We start from the raw sequence: 16,588 nt of genomic DNA, 5'->3' as shown, positions 1-16,588 counted from the left end.
TGATTATTCAGACGGGGACTTGCGCTATGTTTCTCATATTCTCTTATGGCTGTAAATGAACGTGAGACACAACTTAAGGCTGTACACTCTCACCAAGCTGTTTATTTTCAAAAATCAGAATCGTTTTGCTGCTTCCGATGTAACCAACAGAGGTATTGAATTGCTCCGAGATGAAGCGAACCGGTACAAAAGCTTTACCATCTTTCATCAGAAGAGGAGCATCATTGATCGCAAGTGTATCATTCACGACAACTTGTTTGTTACCCACGCTCCAGCGGATGGTCTTATCATTCTGTGTGATCACAGCTTCGCGCGTACCGCTGTTCCAGTTCACACGGGCGTTTAACTGCTCCGAGACAAAACGCAGAGGCACATAGGTCCGGCCTTCATCGATAAAAGGTGCAGCATCCAGTGCGTAAGGACGATCCCCAACATAGGCGGTGGTAGACCCTTCGATTAGACGCTGAAAGCTGCCCTGGGGCGTTCGTTTCTGCTCCCGCACATTCATCCGATTCAGAAGCTGCATTGTATGACTGCCACTCACAACATCCAGATAATTGTTCTGCACCGTGAGTCCGGCAGGCTCAACCTCTGAGACAGACGTCTGAATACCCGAGGATAACGAGGTAGACGCCGAGATATCCTGTATAACATTTGTCGCTGACTGATCACGGGTAAACGTAAAACCTGCGATCGGTGTCAGATCCCACACCCGGTTGTTGGATAATTTCAACACGTCCAGGCTGGAAAGCTGCCGTAAAGGTTCCAGATCATAGATCTGATTGGACTCTGCATTCAGCTCTGTCAGCCCAGTCAGTTCCTCAAGCCCCTTGAGATGCTGTACTTGGTTACCAGAGATATCAAGTGTCCGAAGGCGTGTCATATGCTCCAGTGGTGTCAGATCCGTGATTTGATTACCTGCCACATTCAGATTCCGCAGTGTATTTGGCAATTCAGCCAGTACGTCCAGCGTCTGAACCTGGTTGTTTGCTACATTGAGTTGTTGGAGCCGGGTTTTACCCATGAGCGGTGTCAGATCGGTAATCGTATTGTTCGAGATCTCAAGCCACTTCAGTGCATCCGCATCCGAGAGGGCCGCAAGACTGGCAATCTGGTTACCGCTGGCGTGGAACGTATGTAATCGGTTGAACCCACGTACAACCTCTATGGAAGAAATGGAATTGTTGCTGATATACAGCCGTCCCAAGTCTTTTAATTCAGTAAGTGCATCTATGGATGTAATGTAATTATTGCGAACATCGATCTCGCGAAGCTGGGTTAGGTGCGCCAGCGGTGTGAGATCCTCAATCTCATTCCCATATAATCGGAGGTGAGTCAGATTGGTTGCATATTCGAGACCGGACAGGCTGTGAATACCTGCATTGCTCAGATCTACCACTTCAAGCTGCTCCAGATCCGTTGAAGTTAATGGCATATCCAGAGGTTTGTTCAGGATTAACTTCAGTCCGTCCTCCAAAGCGGGATCTTCAATGATTCCCTCGCCCAAGTCCGTAGTTGTGTAAGCCATGGCTTGCCCCGATGCCCCGAGACTCAGGATGAATACTAGAAATAATAGCGTCATTCTTCTCATTGCATGCATTCCCTCCGATTTTTAGAATTATAAAATAATCCGAACAGATTGAGTTAGTTAAGTATAGTATCTACACGATAACAGCGACCGGAAGGTTGTTCTGCCCACGGAGTGTTCAGTGTGAATTGAAGAGTTTAACATATACAGGTTCGGCTCAAAGCACATCTATAGTTATTAACCCGTCAACGGGAAAAAGGAACAAGGAATTTCGTAATGGGTATTTCTCTACTTCTATTCTATATGAAACAAACCCTGCTCTGCACTCTTCAGAGACATGTTTATCAAAAAAAATAAAACATCTCCCGCAGACCCTATTCAACCCACCCTTGAAAAGGGTAAAGATGAAGTAAAGATGCTAATTTGGAGGGGAAGATGTGAGTATGCGCCAAGCCATGATCATTAGTAATCCATCGTCAGGTAAGGAAGAGGCCGAGCAGTATGTGTCCCAAGTCAGAGAAATTCTGGAGTCACAGCAGTATGAGGTGGTAGTTAATGAGACGGCCGGGGAAGGTGATGCCACCAACTACTGTCTGAGCGCCTGCAAAGACGGCTGTGATCTGGTCATCTCCATCGGAGGCGACGGTACGCTGCATGAGACGATTAACGGCATGATGGATCAGGATCATCGTCCCCGATTAGGCGTTATACCGCTAGGTACGGTGAATGATTTTGCGCGTGCGCTGAATATCTCGCTTGACCCGGAAGAAGCCATTAGGCAGTTACGTTCGAATCAGACCCATATCGTGGATCTGGGGAAAATCAATGATCGCCTGTTTGCCAACGTTGTGGCTGCAGGTTCTTTGGCAGAAGCTTTGTTCTCCGTATCCTCGGAAGAAAAGTCGAAGTTGGGATCATTCGCATATCTCAAAGAAGGCTTGAAAGACCTGGTGAATACACCAGCCAATCATCTAACCATCGAATATGACGGACAGCTCTGGGAGGGGGAATCGCCACTTTTTCTGGCGGCGCTGACCAACTCGGTCGGAGGATTCGAGAAGTTGTCCCCGGATGCAGAGGTGGACGATGGTCTGATACATTGTTTTGTTGTTCGTAATATCAGTGTGTTCAACAGTCTGACCCTGGGCACCTCCCTGTTATTTGGTAGTCTGAAAGACCATAAGGACGTGGACTATTTTACAGCCAAAGAAGTTCATGTTCGCTCAGACGAAGCCATTCGCACTAATGTAGATGGGGAAGAAGGTCCTGCCCTGCCGATTCATATCCGTGTCCTGCCAAGGCATATTGAGGTCATTATACCGGAAGAAGTATAGTTTATTCTTTTGGATCTATAGGCTGGAATGAAGAACCTATCATTTCTCCATATGAATGTAGGATAAAGCTATTGAAACCGATTGCAGATATATGTCACAATCAAAGGTAAGATACACGATAATATTCGAATATGGAGGGAAAACATCTTGAGAACGATTAAATTGGGCAGCAGTGCACTAGAAGTACCTGTAGTCGCGGTGGGCTGCATGCGGATTAATTCACTAGACGGTAAGGAAGCCGAACATTTTGTTCGTTCTGCAATGGAGGTTGGCGCAAATTTCTTTGACCATGCCGACATTTATGGTACAGGAACATGTGAGGAGATCTTCGCCGAAGCAGTACAGATGAATCCCCAAGTTCGTGAAAATATGATTCTTCAATCCAAATGCGGTATCCGCAAAGGCATGTTTGATTTCTCCAAAGAGCACATCCTGAATTCGGTGGATGGTATCCTTCAACGTTTGAAAACGGAATATCTTGACGTTCTGCTGCTGCACCGTCCTGATGCATTGGTTGAGCCGGAGGAAGTGGCTGAAGCCTTTGATCAACTGGAGCGCGAAGGTAAAGTGCGTCACTTCGGGGTATCCAACCAGAATCCGAACCAGATCGAATTGTTGAAAAAATACGTGAAACAGCCACTGGTAACCAACCAGTTGCAGATGAGTATTACCAATACCACGATGATTGACAGTGGCATTAATGTGAACATGGAGAACGATGCCGCGGTTAACCGTGACGGTAGCATTCTTGATTACTGTCGTCTGCATGATATCACCATTCAGCCGTGGTCTCCGTTCCAGTACGGATTCTTCGAAGGTGTATTCCTGGGTAGCGACAAGTTCCCGGAATTAAATGCAAAGATCGACGAGATTGCTGCGAAGTATGACGTGAGCAATACAACGATTGCAATCGCATGGTTGCTTCGTCACCCTGCGCAGATGCAACCTGTGACAGGCACGATGAATATTGAACGTCTGCAAGACTGTGTAAAAGCAGGAGATGTTCATCTCACGCGTCCAGAGTGGTATGAAATTTACCGTGCGGCAGGTAATATACTGCCTTAAATTCAAGTTATAGTGAGCATGATGACTGCTGAGTCAGTTGAGAACACGAGCCCGTAGATGGCTCGTGTTTTTTGTCTATTTTCAGGTTTGATGCCAGACGTGTTTCCGATATAAAATAAGGATAGGATTGTCCGTTTTAAAAAAGGATTAAAATGGTTTTAATACAAATTAGTTGAAAATATTATATTGACCGATACTTTCTAATTACATATAATTACTTTTGCATACCGATAATCCCGTTTATGTTTTTTATTTTGGAGGGTGGTGTTCGTTTGGAGTCGACAACCACGATACGCGATCACTTGGAAAGTTATCTGAAGCGTGAACAGATGTCCATTAGTCATTTTTCGGAAACGTCAGGGATTAATTCGGGTACGCTCAGCAATATTTTGAATAAAAATCGGCCTATTGCCATGCAGCAGTTGGATCGCATTACTTCCGCCATGAGACTGGAAGAAGGTTACTTCTATGAGTTATACATAGACGAGTGTTTTGTACACGCGACCCCGGACTGGCGAAGACTGGGACCCTTCCTTCATCGCTGTGCCGAGTTGGACAAGTTGGACTGTATTGAAGAGGTTATTCGTCTGATGATGGATAATCTATCCTATATTCCTTTGTTATTTGATGTGGCTGAAGAGTTCTACCAAGCGGGTAAATTCAAACCGGCCATTCTTCTATATGAAAACATTGCTGAAAGCGAGAAAATGCAACATTCCGAGCGGCTTGCACTCTGTCAGTATCGACTGTTCCGGTTGGGACTGACTAATGATCAGCAGCGGAATCTGATTATCGCAGCCCGGTTCGAATATTATGTGGATCGGCTGGATGAGCGCTATCAATTGGATGCGCTTAACGAACTAATTAATGCATTTGCATCACTTCACAGATGGAGTAAAGTTCAGGAACTATCTGAAAAGCTGAAGGTGAAAGCAGCCATCCATTATGAGATGAATGGCCGAAGGAAACAAGAAGAGACCAAACGACCTATCGTTTTTTATATTATGTATGCGTATTTAGCCTGTGGAAGTGCCCACTTCCACTTGAACAACTATGAAATGGCATTGAAGTATGTTGCATTATACTCCGATTACAGTTGGGTGAAAGAGCCTGAACCTGAAGAAAAAGTGGTTATTCATCAGTTTCAGGAATGGGCTGAGGGTAATCGTTATATATATCAATTAATGGCTGGGCAGTTTGAAGTATTACCTGACTACCTCGCGTATATCTCAACGAAGGAAAATGAGATATTTCCAGCGCTTTGTGATATTGTAACGGCTGCTAACCGTTATGATATGAACATAGATCATGTACTCAATCAATATGAGCCATACTTCACTTATCATGAACAGAGAAATCGGATTGGGAAAGTAAGCAAGCAGGTAACCGATGATCGCTACGTTCGTCTTTTAGCTGGATTAGGCACGTATTGTCTTAAAAAAGACAGGTTTGTGGAGGGGTTAGATTTTGTACTGAACAGCTTGAGATTTTCTATTGAAATTAGCGATGGACGAGGTATGCTTAGAGGTGTCGGACTGTTTGAGCAATACAGGGAATATGCGTCTGACACAGCTATACAGCAGTACAAAATCTTGATTGGTGAGGTGCAGAAACTCAATGAAGAGAAAGCTGGCTTTGCTGATAGTTACATGTAGTATAGTGGTGAGCATTGTAGCTCCTGTTACTGGACCTGTCCCGACTGTGGAGAATCCAGACCCTTCAATTTACCGAACAAATGATCACGGTTTAGGGACATAAGCCTGAACCAATGGACGCTTCTGAATTCATTTCAGAAGCGTTCTTTTTTTGTGTATCAAAGTGGAAGAATAAGTATGTCGTATCTCACATGCGCTTTTGATTGGCATAATACACTAAAATATGACAAAAAGGAGGAATACTATGGATCGCCTGGATTTGATATCACGGATCGAAGATGCCAGACAGTTGTTATATCGCATGCATATGGAATACGGCAGTCTGCTTCATCCGGAAGTGATCCAGCAATCCGTAGTCCTGGACGGGCTTATTAATCAATACAACAGAGCCAAGGTAGGAAAGGCGATGAATTAAGTTCGCCTATTTACATTTGCGTCTTTGTATACTATAGTTAGTTACATGAGTAACTAACCGACTAACTGACTAACTGACTAATGAATACGTATGAAAGTTGGAAGCACATGAAATCGACTTTGGATGAATCTCAGCCTATTTTTCATCAGATTGCCACAATGATTATGGACGATATTGTGGAGGGCAGATTGAAGGTGGAAGAACAGGTTCCCTCAACCAATGAACTGTCACGCTTCTACAATATTAATCCGGCTACAGCCCGCAAAGGACTGCAGGAACTCGTGGACAAGGGGATTATATACAAACAGCGAGGTGTTGGAATGTTTGTTGCAAAGGGAGCAAGAGAAGCATTGCTCGTTGAACGGAAGCAAGATTTTTATGAAGAATACATCAAGCCTTTACTTGAAGAAGCCAGACGGATTCACATGAATGAAGACATGATCATTGATCTGATTCGCGGCAAGAAGGATAAGGAGAGTGAGTTATGATTCATATGGAGCAGGTCAACTACAGCTACCAGAAGGCGCCCGTTCTGAACCAGGTTACGCTACATGAGAGTGAGCCAATCATTAGTGCAATTTGGGGAAGAAATGGAGCGGGTAAAACAACCATGATGAGTTTACTGGCAGGGCATAACCGCCCCGACAGTGGAACCGTTCAAATAATGGGTCAAGACCCCTATAATAATCTGGCCGCCCAAGAGCATCTGTGTTACATCCAGGAGAATCATCCCCTGGGGAAAAACTGGACAGTTAGTGATATGGTTCAAATGGGACAATATTTTCATCCGCAGTGGAATCAGGATTTGGCGGAACGTTTAATCGATGTGTTCGAACTACCGGCGAAGAAAAAGATCATTAAATTTTCGAAAGGCATGAAGACTGCTGCCCAGATTATATTGGGTCTTGCCAGTAATGCAAAGATAACCATTCTGGATGAACCTACCAATGGACTCGATGCTGAGAAGCGTAAATTCTTCTATAATGCGCTACTGGAAAGTTATGAAGATAACCCGCGTCTGATTCTAATATCCAGTCATCATATTGAGGAGATTCAGCCTTTATGTGAGTCCCTTATCGTTTTGCAAGCCGGAGAGGTGTTGTTAAATCAATCGATGGAAGAGATGCGCGAAAAAGGGTTTCTTCTAACAGGGGGAATTGACGATATCAATCGAGTCACAGCAGGTGTTAAAGTTATAGAGTCTTCCCAGATGGGATCGACTGTGAAAGTGATGATTGATGAGCCCTACTCGAAAATGTGGAAGGATATCGCTCATTCACAGGGGCTTTCCATTGAGAAAGCGACATTACAAGATTATTTGGTTAACAGGACCCGTAATCAAGAGGGGGTTAAACCATGAACGCAGTAAAAGGTACGAATCGACTGATTCGCGATGATATGCGTTTGTATCTGGGCATTTTTTCATCCATCGCTCTGATGCTCGCCGTTGTATATCTGGCCATTGGCTTCATATTTGATGTCTCGTATGCTACGCAACTGTTTGGTCCCATGTACGGAGGGATATGTACGTTTGCAATAGGGGGAATTATTACACTGTTTCCGGTTGCGATTGGTATGGGCAGTACACGAATTCAATTCATGAAATCCTTCTATATGAACTCGGTATGGATGGTTACAGGCACCATGGTCATTCTGCATGTGGCGTATTTCCTCATACACCTGCTTCAGGAAAAAGGAATTGTTGACGTAACCCTTTATCAACCAGGCATGTTGTATTCAAACAAATATCATTTTTTATCCTACCTGTGGATCGATCTGATGTGCGGCTTTCTCGTACTGGGAATCTCTGTCTTCCCAACGGTTTGTTGGATGCGCTTGGGGATGCGTAACTTCTTCATTATGTTCTTCGGGGTTGGCTTGTTCTTTACGCTGATAATTACATTGGGCGATCTTGGTGAGTTTATGTTGTGGATTGCTAGGATCAATCGCATGACATTGTTCACCGTTCTGGGATGCATTGGTGGTGTGCTACTTCTATCTACGTACCCCATGATGAAGAATGCGCCGCTTACCATGAAATCCAAAAAAGACTGACAGGAAACAGTTATAAAGGAACTGGGCAAGGAATCTAAGTGAAATCATTCCGAAATCAGAAAACACGAGTGCGAACACGCCTCGTGTTTTTTGTATCATATTAAATCACTGAATATACCTATTCAACAATCTTTGTGCGGAATTCCAAATGAAGGTGCATCCCTTAAGCTTGAGCCTGCGGTTTGAATCCTTCGTCTTTGAGGTACTCGCCGGCTTCGCTACGTGACTCAAAAGCCATATCCAGATTATCACCGGAATATACATACCACATGTCATCTTCGTATTTTAAAGTCAGCGTATGTCCCTCTTCATCGATCCACGTTCCGCCACCCGTAGAGGTTGTAGACAATGTAGGGACAGTAGTTTTTACTTGTGCTGGCTCTTGGAATTCAACTGCGTTGGGATTGTGAGACATCGCTTGGATCGTTTCATCTAACAAGGTGCGCAGATCTGCTTCGGAGTAATCACGAATATTGACGAATCCTTTAGCATCGGTCTCATAGTTAGGCAGTAGTCCTGCATAGATATAACCGTTTCCGTTAGGGTGAATATGGAGAGCAACAATTTTTTTATCATACGCACTATCCTCGTAGTGGAAATTAACTCGACCGAGAGAAACATCTTTGCGTTGCAGTTGGGGATACGATTGTAGTACTTCAAGCTTTTGTTCCACGTTAAGCATAATTGCCTCCTGTAAATGTTCAATAGAGGTGATTATAACATGCCCTCCTGTTAATTTCCCGATAAAATGTTTCTCCCCAGTTCTTTTAGGTGTTCCATAACTTGCAGATAGGGATATGGCCCGTAACTTACACGTGCTACACCCAGTGTGGCAAGCTGTTTTGGTGAAGGCTCAGGAGACGTAACCATAACGTTAATTGGCAGCGGTGAACGCTCACACAATTCCTGAATCAATTCGTGATCCTGCAAACCGGGTACAAACAGACCACTGGCTCCTGCATCTGCATAATGGCTCGAACGTATAAGTGCTTCCTCCAGGAGAGAGTGGTTATGGTGTTCAGGTGCATGTTGCAGAAAAATATCTGTGCGGGCGTTAATGAACAACGGGATGCCTGCCTGCTCTGCAGCTTCCCGGGCGGCGGACAATCTTGGGCATTGCTCCTCCACAGTGTACAGTCCCAAGCCAGCGGGAAGTTGATCTTCAATGTTGATTCCTACAGCACCATGATCGATGACTTCCAGGATATTTCGCTTCACTTCTGACACAGACCTCCCATACCCTCCCTCTATATCGATCGTTACAGGCAGATCCACACTCGCTGTAATCCGTGCGAGATTGGCAAGCACCAGATGGAATGACATGGCTTCACCATCGCGTTCACCGTGGGCCGCAGCAACGGACCAGCTTCCGGTAGCAATGGCCGTTGCTCCAGCGGATTGGATGGCTTGTGCGCTTCCGGCATCCCATACATTGACCAGAACAAGTGGTTTTCCTTTCACATGGTATTGTTGGAACAACGCTGCTTTTTCTTCTAAGGTACTCATATTATGTTGACTCTCCTTTGTTATATCATGCATTCCTTTGGACATTTGATGCGTACTTCATTACTTCATTCTGTTTTTCAGCTACCCTGTTTTTGTTTCTCGTGAGTCAAAAGCCAGTTTTTGCGAGTTAATCCCCCGCCATATCCACCCAGTTCGCCACTGGCATTAATTACACGGTGACATGGAATCACAATCGCAAGCTGATTGGCCCCATTCGCCTGTGCCACAGCTCGGCAAGCAGTCGGTTTTCCCAGTGCATTTGCAATCTCTTGATATGACCTCGTTTCACCAGCCGGAATGGCCAGCAACTCGTCCCACACACGCTTTTGGAATGGTGTTCCTAAACAGAACAACGGTGTGTCGAATGCTGTCCGAATACCTTGAAAGTACTCGTTTAGTTCACGCTCAATGGACTGGATGGGAGCTGTAGTGCCGGGTACAATCGCTGATTTGGTTCGTTTGCGCAGACGCTCAACTTCGCGTTCCAGACCTCTGCGGTCCACAAATTCCAGTAAATATAGCGACTCCTCATCAGCAATAGCCATCATCGGGCCGAGGCGGGTGTCAATCCAGGACGCTTTTAGGATATGTCCTTCATCGACTTGTGTAGGGGCAGCACCCATGATCCGTGAAAAGGCATCGCGGAAGCCGCTGCTTGATTCATATCCAGTAGATAATTGGCTATCAATCACGGTGCGGCCGGAGCGGATATTTTTCAGGGCAAGTCCCATGCGGCGAGCGCGAGCATATTCGACAAAGGTCATGCCGAACCGCTTCTTGAATTGTCGGCGCGCCGTGGATTCGTCGATGGAGAGGGCCTTGAAATCCTGTCCTTTCCAGCGTTTCTCCGGATTTTTCTCCACAGCTTCCACTAATATGCGAACCACATCGGATACTTGGTTGGGGTGAGAGAGCGGGCGACAGCGCTGGCAAGGGCGATAAGAGGCCAGAAGTGCCTGTTGAGCCGTCTCATAGAATTCGCAGTTTTCGAATTTTGGCTTTCGCGCAGGGCATGTGGGACGACAGAACACACCTGTGGTTCGGACTCCAACATAGAATAAACCCTCGTATTCCGAATCCTTGGCCACAAGCGCCTCGTAATATTGTTCCTTCAGATCAGCAGAAATCATGGGGGCACGTCCTTACTCATTAGAATCTTTATCTATAACCTATTATAGAAAAACGTTGCAGCAAGCATCGCCGAAAATCAGGCATGAATATTGGATAGATTAAATCGGATATAACATTGAAATTTGGTTGTTCAGAATTTGTTTAGAGTGAACTGGTAGTATAGACCTATCAGGGTAGGGTCACTTAGGAAAAGATACCTATATAGTGAAAAAGTGAGTTATTGATCATTCATTGTTATAGGAAAAATACATAGGTAAACATGAAATTAAAGATTAGCGGAATGAAAGTCTGGAGGTCGACTAGAATGAGATATTCTACGTACAAAAGTATTTATGAATCCGTTTATACCAAAACGTCCGAGTCCCGCACCATGTATGTCAAAGATCAATTCATGCAGAGTGTGAAGACGCCAACCTGGCTAATGAAGATCGTCACTATAACTCTAATTATAATCATAGGGTGTAGTGCTGTATTCACTGCATTTGCCGGAGATGAGCAATTGTTGTCGGGGGACCAGATCGTTGTATCTCAGGGAGATACACTGTGGGGCATTTCATTGGCACATAAACCTCAGCAGATGGACACTCGTGTGTATGTAGAAGCTATCAAGAAAGTGAACAAAATCGAGCATAACGCCATTCAGATTGGACAAGTGTTGGTCTTACCTGGGTTTGATCGATAAAATAAACGGTGCATGACGTCATGAACAGAGTTCTTTTTTTACTCATCGAGGTGCAGTTACATACTGAATTTATTAATCATTTACATATAATGGAGCTTCATGTGGGACGATATGGTGTAGTGATTAGTAAGTGGTGTGTTGGATATACGTGCTGAAGATGGATGAAGGGAGAATCAGATGATGAAAATAAATATAAAGAAATCTGTACTTTGCATGTCTGTGCTCTGTATTTCGCTATTCGTCAGTGCCTGTGGTGCCAAGAATAATAATGAATCGGTTCAGGAGCATGCCTATCCGCAATCGAAGCAACCCGTAGAGGAAGCTGGAGAAAACTCTGTACCGAATGCGGATGCGAAGAATAACAATAGCCAAGGCAGTGCCAGTGGTGATGAGGGCAAGCCTACGGCTCAATCGGAATCCACTGAACCGTCTGAGAAGATTGATATTGTCATTGACCAGTCGGAGAAACCGAGCGAGGGTAACAGCTTTGATTTTGGAATTAAACAGGTTCCGAAGGGGTATACACTAACGGAGATGCGGTGGACGTCTAACACGGTGACGATTGTGAATTCACTACAGGAAGCCATTGAACATGGTGGAAATGGTGAAGAGGGGTTTTACTTTAGCGGCAATGGACAATTCTCCGGCTTTATCTATTCGGATGAGATGAAGGGCGAGCGGGGCAAAGCGACATTTGTCTTCACAAATGATGAGGGGAACGAAATCATGTCCGAAAAGGAAATTACGTTGAAGTAGCGTAGGAATATCATGAAGGCTCCATCTAGAGCCTATTGAACAGGAAAAGCAGCCACTTGGGCTGCTTTTTTTGACATACTTAATTACAAGATCGCTGATCTATCTGTTGCTACATAAAGTCAAAGAAATAACGGACCACGTGGAACATAACCGGCGAGGTATAGGTCAGGCTGTCGACCCGGCTCAGGTAGCTTTTTTTGAGCGAATCGAACTTGTTGTCATCTCCAATTAACAGATCGCGCTTCAGTACAGACACCGTCAGACTGCCAAAGAATCCGGCCAGACTGATCAATACCCCGATGAACAGCGAGAATTTCCAATCAAATGGTGTCAGGTAGGGATGGATAAAATAAGACGTAGCTGTCGTTACAATAAACGCACACGCAAACCCTTCCCAGGTGACAAATGGATTGGCGGTAGGCACCACTTTTCGTTTGCCCAGATAGAGAGAGACCAGATAGTGCACCACATCATTAAGCTGTGTTAGCACGACCAAGAACAGCACCAGCTTGGAGCCGTACTCCGGTGAGGCAAATGGGAAATAGGCCAGGTGGCTCAGCCCAAACACCATCAGCATTAGTCCCCATTGTGTGGAGCTGACACTGCGCAGGAAACCGACCGTACCTTTGTTGATCAGACGTGGCAGGGGCAGCACCAGGAACACATATAGGGGAATAAACACGATAAACATGCCATACCATCCAATGTAGATCCAGTAGAACTGAACCGGAATCGCCAGATACGCCCATAGGAACAGCCTGCGGTCGGCTTTGCGTGTGCTGCGAATCATGGAGAAGTATTCTTTGAGTGAGAAGAATGCAAGCACCATGAGGGAGATGAGGGACACGATGGGGTTAAAAAGGGTGGCGAGGCAGAAAATCACAAACATACCCCACCAGGTTTTAATTTTTTGGCCGATGCCTGAATAGTCTTTGCTTGGCTGAAGCTTTGCAATAATTTTGTACACGATATGTATCACAAGTAAAGCTGTGAAGATTAACGTTAGTGTAAAGAGTGAACTGCTCACGTACCGATCACCTGCTTATTCAAAGTAAGATTCCATTGTAGGGTACCTATGTTATTATGAAGGAATAGTGCCAACTTGATAAGGGGAAATTTTGCTATGACAGATGAACGCTCCATCTATATCCTGCTTACGAATACAGGAACGCTGTTTACCAAGGTTATTCAGAGCTATACCCGAGCGCCATATAATCACGCATCGATCTCATTTGACCGGGAGTTGACCGAGCTGTATAGCTTCGGCCGCAAGCATCCGAGTAATCCGCTGAATGGCGGATTTGTGAAGGAAAATATTCAGACAGGTACATACAGCAAGTATCCCAATACCACATGTGTCATATACAAGCTTCAGGTGACGGATCGTGAAGTGGAAAAGATGAAACGTGTGCTACACATCTTCATCCGAAGCCGCCAGAAATATATGTACAATCTGCTCGGCGTGATCGGCATTACACTCAAGGAACCGGTGGAGTTCAGCAACTCCTACTTCTGCTCCCAATTTGTAGCCGAGATTCTACAGCGTTCGGGAATCAAACTGTGGAACAAGCTGCCTGCGCTGGTGACACCGGATGATTTTCGCCAGAGTGAACGATTGCAACTGGTTTATGAAGGGAAACTAAGTGAGTATACGCTGGGGAATGCAGAGCAAGAGTAGGGTAGGTGTGTGTGCTGGTGCTTGCCAAGCAAATCCAATCATGAAATAGCCTGCTGCCACGGATAACGAGGCAACAGGCTGTTTGTGTACTTCATGTAGATGATGGTGAGGATGAGGATCGGTCAAAATCAACCTCTTCAAGGAATTCGATCACTTCACCATTCGGACTGTGGACGAGCGCATTTCTAACCCGAAGTGCAGGTTCGCCAAGCGATATCCAATCCGGTTCAACGTAGGCCTTGGCTCCATGGGCGAGCGCTCGCTGATAGATATCTTCTACATCATGCACGTAAAAGGCGAGATGTAACAGTGCGCCGTGCCGGACCGCTTCAGGCGAGGTGGCAGGTTTACCCTCGGCAGGAATGACCGCTTTCGGGTCAAACACCTCAATGCAGGTGCGTTGATCCGGAGAGATTAACATACATGCCTCGGTAATGTGGAAGGAAGGCAAACTCCAGGAGTGACCGACCTTGAAGCCTAATACTTTTGTATAAAACGCCAGAGTATCTTCGTAATTACGAGCCTGAATGGCTACATGTGCAAGTCCAATAATACTCACATTACATCGCTCCTTCTTCAGATTGTAGTCTAAATTATAGGGTTGATATCACATTGGAACCATACAATATCAAAGGATATAATGAGATTAAATCTAACTATTTATAGCTAATTTATCAGAAAAACCTTATTAAATAAGTCGACGACTCGGAGGTCTTACAAATGGAACACATAATAGATGAAATCGATCAGCGGATTATGCGCTTGCTGCAACATCATGCACGTATTCCTGTTGCACAGATCAGCAAAGAAATTAACATGTCCCAACCTTCGGTTAAGGAAAGAATTCTGAAACTGGAGGAGAGAGGTGTAATAACGGGATATTCAACCATCTATAATCTGGCCCGGTTAAACCGTGGAACCACGACATTTATTTTGCTCAAAACAGAGCATTGCGACGAGTTGGTCCAGTTCTGTGAACAGGCTATCGAAGTCACGGATGTCTATCGGATTAGCGGTGAGTATAACTACCTGATCAAGGTACAGACGGCGTCCATTGAAGAACTTGCCGAATTTCAGGATTCACTGGTGAAGCTGGGACCCTCCAAATCCCATATCAGCATGAAAAATATTATGGAAAACCGTGTTCTTCTTTAAGATATGAGAGAGACTAGAGAGAAGACATTTGTTCTGGCGCCGGATTCGTTCAAAGAAAGCATGACAGCGAAAGAAGTATGTATCGCGATGGAAAAAGGGTTGCGTAAAATATATCCGACGGCACGCTATATTCATGTACCTATGGCAGATGGTGGAGAAGGTACGGTGCAGTCCCTTGTGGACGCTTCCGGCGGCGTCCTTCACCAGCACGAGGTGAGCGGACCATTGGGTCATACAGTCACTGCACAGTATGGCATTCTGGGTGGTGGAACAACGGCGGCCATCGAAATGGCGTCGGCTAGCGGCATCCACTTGGTTACCAAGAAGACCCGGGACCCACTCCGGACGACAACCTATGGAACAGGTGAGTTGATTCGCGCATGTCTGGACCTTGGCATACGCAAGATCATCATTGGCATTGGTGGTAGTGCGACCAACGATGGTGGGGCTGGCATGGCTGAAGCACTTGGTGTGAAGTTTCTGGATGCAGAGGGTCAGCCGCTTGCGCGTGGGGGCGGGGCTTTGGATCAGCTGGCTCAGATTGATGTATCTGGTCTGGATGAGCGTTTGCAAGAAGTGGAGTTCATTGTGGCCTGTGATGTGACCAATCCCCTATGTGGGGAGTATGGCGCATCAAGGGTGTTTGGACCACAAAAAGGGGCTACTCCAGAGATGGTTGAACAGCTGGATGCGAATCTGTCCCATTATGCAGATGTGGTGAAACAGCAGCTACACAAAGATATCCGAGATGTACAAGGAGCCGGAGCGGCTGGTGGATTGGGCGCAGGACTCTTGATTTTTACACAGGCTGTGTTACGTAAAGGGATTGAGATTGTCATTGAATATACTGAGCTACGTGAAAAGTTGATTGCTGCGGATGTGGTATTTACGGGTGAAGGCGGTATCGACTTCCAAACGAAATTTGGCAAGACCCCCTATGGTGTTGCTCGGGCAGCCAAGGAAGAAGGTAAACCTGTGATTGCCCTTGCAGGTTGTGTAGGCGAAGGGATTGACACCCTCTACGCGGAAGGCATCGATGCCATATTTGGTATTGTGCCTGGGGCAGCAGATCTGGATCGACTATTGCGAGAAGGCCCGGAGAATGTGGAACGTACCGCCGAGAATATTGCAAGAGTACTGAAGCTGGGGTTGCTTTCTTAGGTCAGTGACCATCTGGATCGTATAGGGTCGGATTGCGGATTGAAATGTGATGTGACAAAGACGGGATACGGATATGCCTGATATCAGGTGATCTGTCTCTCGTCTTTTTTGCTGTGAAGTTCCATTGTATAGTTGTCGTTCAAGTCGCGTCGTTCGCGTTATTTTTACCCTTGATGGCACAATGAAGAAATTGCACATACAGTTACGTATCTGATGACCAATACGTTCACGACGGGCAGCACATTGTATGTGGATGGCGGGTACACCTTGATTTAAGAGTCGGAGCTATATAGGTCCCGAAGAATACTTTTTTTAAAATAAAATGATGAATTTTGGCGAAAAAAATTGAGATCTATCCTATTTTTGTACTACAGGGTGGATCTTTTTCCTTTTATTTGCTCTTTTTGTTTAGATTCTGTTTATCGCAGTGCACTACAATAGGCCTTACGTATCAGATGGATTGAATT

18 protein-coding genes and 1 pseudogene are annotated in these 16,588 nt (G+C 45.4%); 13 read left to right on the top strand and 6 right to left on the bottom strand.

What is annotated here, in order from left to right:
- Window positions 1-73 precede the first annotated feature (73 nt).
- A complete protein-coding gene (locus MKY01_RS31175; RefSeq protein WP_339284824.1) occupies window positions 74-1,591 on the bottom strand; it encodes a leucine-rich repeat domain-containing protein in 1,518 nt (505 codons plus the stop codon).
- Window positions 1,592-1,971: 380 nt separating this feature from the next.
- Between MKY01_RS31175 and MKY01_RS31170 the strand changes: the two genes are divergently transcribed.
- The 7 genes from MKY01_RS31170 to MKY01_RS31140 all read left to right on the top strand — a co-directional run bounded on the left by MKY01_RS31170 (window position 1,972) and on the right by MKY01_RS31140 (window position 8,052).
- Window positions 1,972-2,862: a diacylglycerol kinase family protein gene (locus tag MKY01_RS31170; RefSeq protein WP_036611691.1), complete on the top strand. Its 891-nt coding sequence runs from the start codon at window positions 1,972-1,974 to the stop codon at window positions 2,860-2,862.
- Window positions 2,863-3,009: 147 nt separating this feature from the next.
- Complete coding sequence (locus tag MKY01_RS31165; protein WP_339284822.1) at window positions 3,010-3,927, top strand: aldo/keto reductase family oxidoreductase; 918 nt, start codon at window positions 3,010-3,012, stop codon at window positions 3,925-3,927.
- 272 nt (window positions 3,928-4,199) lie between these two features.
- Entirely contained in the window at window positions 4,200-5,582 is a 1,383-nt protein-coding gene (locus MKY01_RS31160) for a transcriptional regulator (protein WP_091012369.1), read from the top strand.
- Window positions 5,583-5,826: 244 nt separating this feature from the next.
- The gene (locus MKY01_RS31155; RefSeq protein WP_017691550.1) at window positions 5,827-5,997 is read left to right on the top strand and encodes an aspartyl-phosphate phosphatase Spo0E family protein; all 171 of its coding nucleotides are present in this window, start codon (window positions 5,827-5,829) and stop codon (window positions 5,995-5,997) included.
- A 107-nt stretch (window positions 5,998-6,104) separates the two neighbouring features.
- A complete protein-coding gene (locus tag MKY01_RS31150; RefSeq protein WP_036611682.1) occupies window positions 6,105-6,485 on the top strand; it encodes a GntR family transcriptional regulator in 381 nt (126 codons plus the stop codon).
- Window positions 6,482-7,357, top strand: a complete 876-nt coding sequence (locus MKY01_RS31145; RefSeq protein WP_282319853.1) for an ABC transporter ATP-binding protein — start codon at window positions 6,482-6,484, stop codon at window positions 7,355-7,357. The genes MKY01_RS31150 and MKY01_RS31145 overlap by 4 nt, the downstream gene beginning before the upstream one ends.
- On the top strand, window positions 7,354-8,052 hold the full coding sequence (locus MKY01_RS31140; protein ID WP_282319854.1) for a hypothetical protein: 699 nt from the start codon (window positions 7,354-7,356) through the stop codon (window positions 8,050-8,052). The genes MKY01_RS31145 and MKY01_RS31140 overlap by 4 nt, the downstream gene beginning before the upstream one ends.
- Before the next feature lie 163 nt (window positions 8,053-8,215).
- Here MKY01_RS31140 and MKY01_RS31135 read toward each other — a convergent pair whose 3' ends face one another.
- The 3 genes from MKY01_RS31135 to MKY01_RS31125 form a co-directional block, all read right to left on the bottom strand.
- Entirely contained in the window at window positions 8,216-8,734 is a 519-nt protein-coding gene (locus MKY01_RS31135) for a hypothetical protein (RefSeq protein WP_282319855.1), read from the bottom strand.
- 50 nt (window positions 8,735-8,784) lie between these two features.
- Window positions 8,785-9,558 (bottom strand): isocitrate lyase/phosphoenolpyruvate mutase family protein, encoded by a 774-nt coding sequence (locus MKY01_RS31130; protein ID WP_339284819.1) that lies wholly within the window; start codon window positions 9,556-9,558, stop codon window positions 8,785-8,787.
- Window positions 9,559-9,635: 77 nt separating this feature from the next.
- Complete coding sequence (locus MKY01_RS31125) at window positions 9,636-10,688, bottom strand: trifunctional transcriptional activator/DNA repair protein Ada/methylated-DNA--[protein]-cysteine S-methyltransferase (RefSeq protein WP_133386327.1); 1,053 nt, start codon at window positions 10,686-10,688, stop codon at window positions 9,636-9,638.
- 305 nt (window positions 10,689-10,993) lie between these two features.
- On the opposite strand from MKY01_RS31125, the gene MKY01_RS31120 reads away from it, so the two are divergent.
- Together MKY01_RS31120 and MKY01_RS31115 are read left to right on the top strand one after the other, a co-directional pair.
- Window positions 10,994-11,371 (top strand): LysM peptidoglycan-binding domain-containing protein, encoded by a 378-nt coding sequence (locus MKY01_RS31120; protein WP_339284817.1) that lies wholly within the window; start codon window positions 10,994-10,996, stop codon window positions 11,369-11,371.
- Window positions 11,372-11,548: 177 nt separating this feature from the next.
- A complete protein-coding gene (locus tag MKY01_RS31115; protein WP_282319858.1) occupies window positions 11,549-12,127 on the top strand; it encodes a hypothetical protein in 579 nt (192 codons plus the stop codon).
- 109 nt (window positions 12,128-12,236) lie between these two features.
- Here MKY01_RS31115 and MKY01_RS31110 read toward each other — a convergent pair whose 3' ends face one another.
- Window positions 12,237-13,154, bottom strand: coding sequence for a phosphatidate cytidylyltransferase (locus MKY01_RS31110; protein ID WP_076252010.1), 918 nt, complete (start codon window positions 13,152-13,154; stop codon window positions 12,237-12,239).
- A 96-nt stretch (window positions 13,155-13,250) separates the two neighbouring features.
- Between MKY01_RS31110 and MKY01_RS31105 the strand changes: the two genes are divergently transcribed.
- Window positions 13,251-13,805: a hypothetical protein gene (locus MKY01_RS31105; RefSeq protein WP_076252008.1), complete on the top strand. Its 555-nt coding sequence runs from the start codon at window positions 13,251-13,253 to the stop codon at window positions 13,803-13,805.
- Window positions 13,806-13,896: 91 nt separating this feature from the next.
- On the opposite strand, the gene MKY01_RS31100 is transcribed toward MKY01_RS31105, so the two are convergent.
- Window positions 13,897-14,364: a VOC family protein gene (locus tag MKY01_RS31100; protein WP_339284815.1), complete on the bottom strand. Its 468-nt coding sequence runs from the start codon at window positions 14,362-14,364 to the stop codon at window positions 13,897-13,899.
- Window positions 14,365-14,525: 161 nt separating this feature from the next.
- On the opposite strand from MKY01_RS31100, the gene MKY01_RS31095 reads away from it, so the two are divergent.
- From MKY01_RS31095 to MKY01_RS31085, 3 genes and pseudogenes are all read left to right on the top strand, one after another.
- Window positions 14,526-14,960: an Lrp/AsnC family transcriptional regulator gene (locus tag MKY01_RS31095; protein ID WP_339284813.1), complete on the top strand. Its 435-nt coding sequence runs from the start codon at window positions 14,526-14,528 to the stop codon at window positions 14,958-14,960.
- Between the two features lie 3 nt (window positions 14,961-14,963).
- Window positions 14,964-16,121: a glycerate kinase gene (locus tag MKY01_RS31090; protein WP_339284812.1), complete on the top strand. Its 1,158-nt coding sequence runs from the start codon at window positions 14,964-14,966 to the stop codon at window positions 16,119-16,121.
- A gap of 180 nt (window positions 16,122-16,301) precedes the next feature.
- A pseudogene (locus tag MKY01_RS31085) lies at window positions 16,302-16,397 on the top strand (dehydrogenase); the annotation flags it as partial.
- Window positions 16,398-16,588: the final 191 nt, after the last annotated feature.

Source organism: Paenibacillus sp. FSL R5-0486 (genome assembly GCF_037975155.1).
Lineage (GTDB): Bacteria > Bacillota > Bacilli > Paenibacillales > Paenibacillaceae > Paenibacillus > Paenibacillus amylolyticus.
This window is presented reverse-complemented; position numbering and strand designations above follow the sequence as displayed.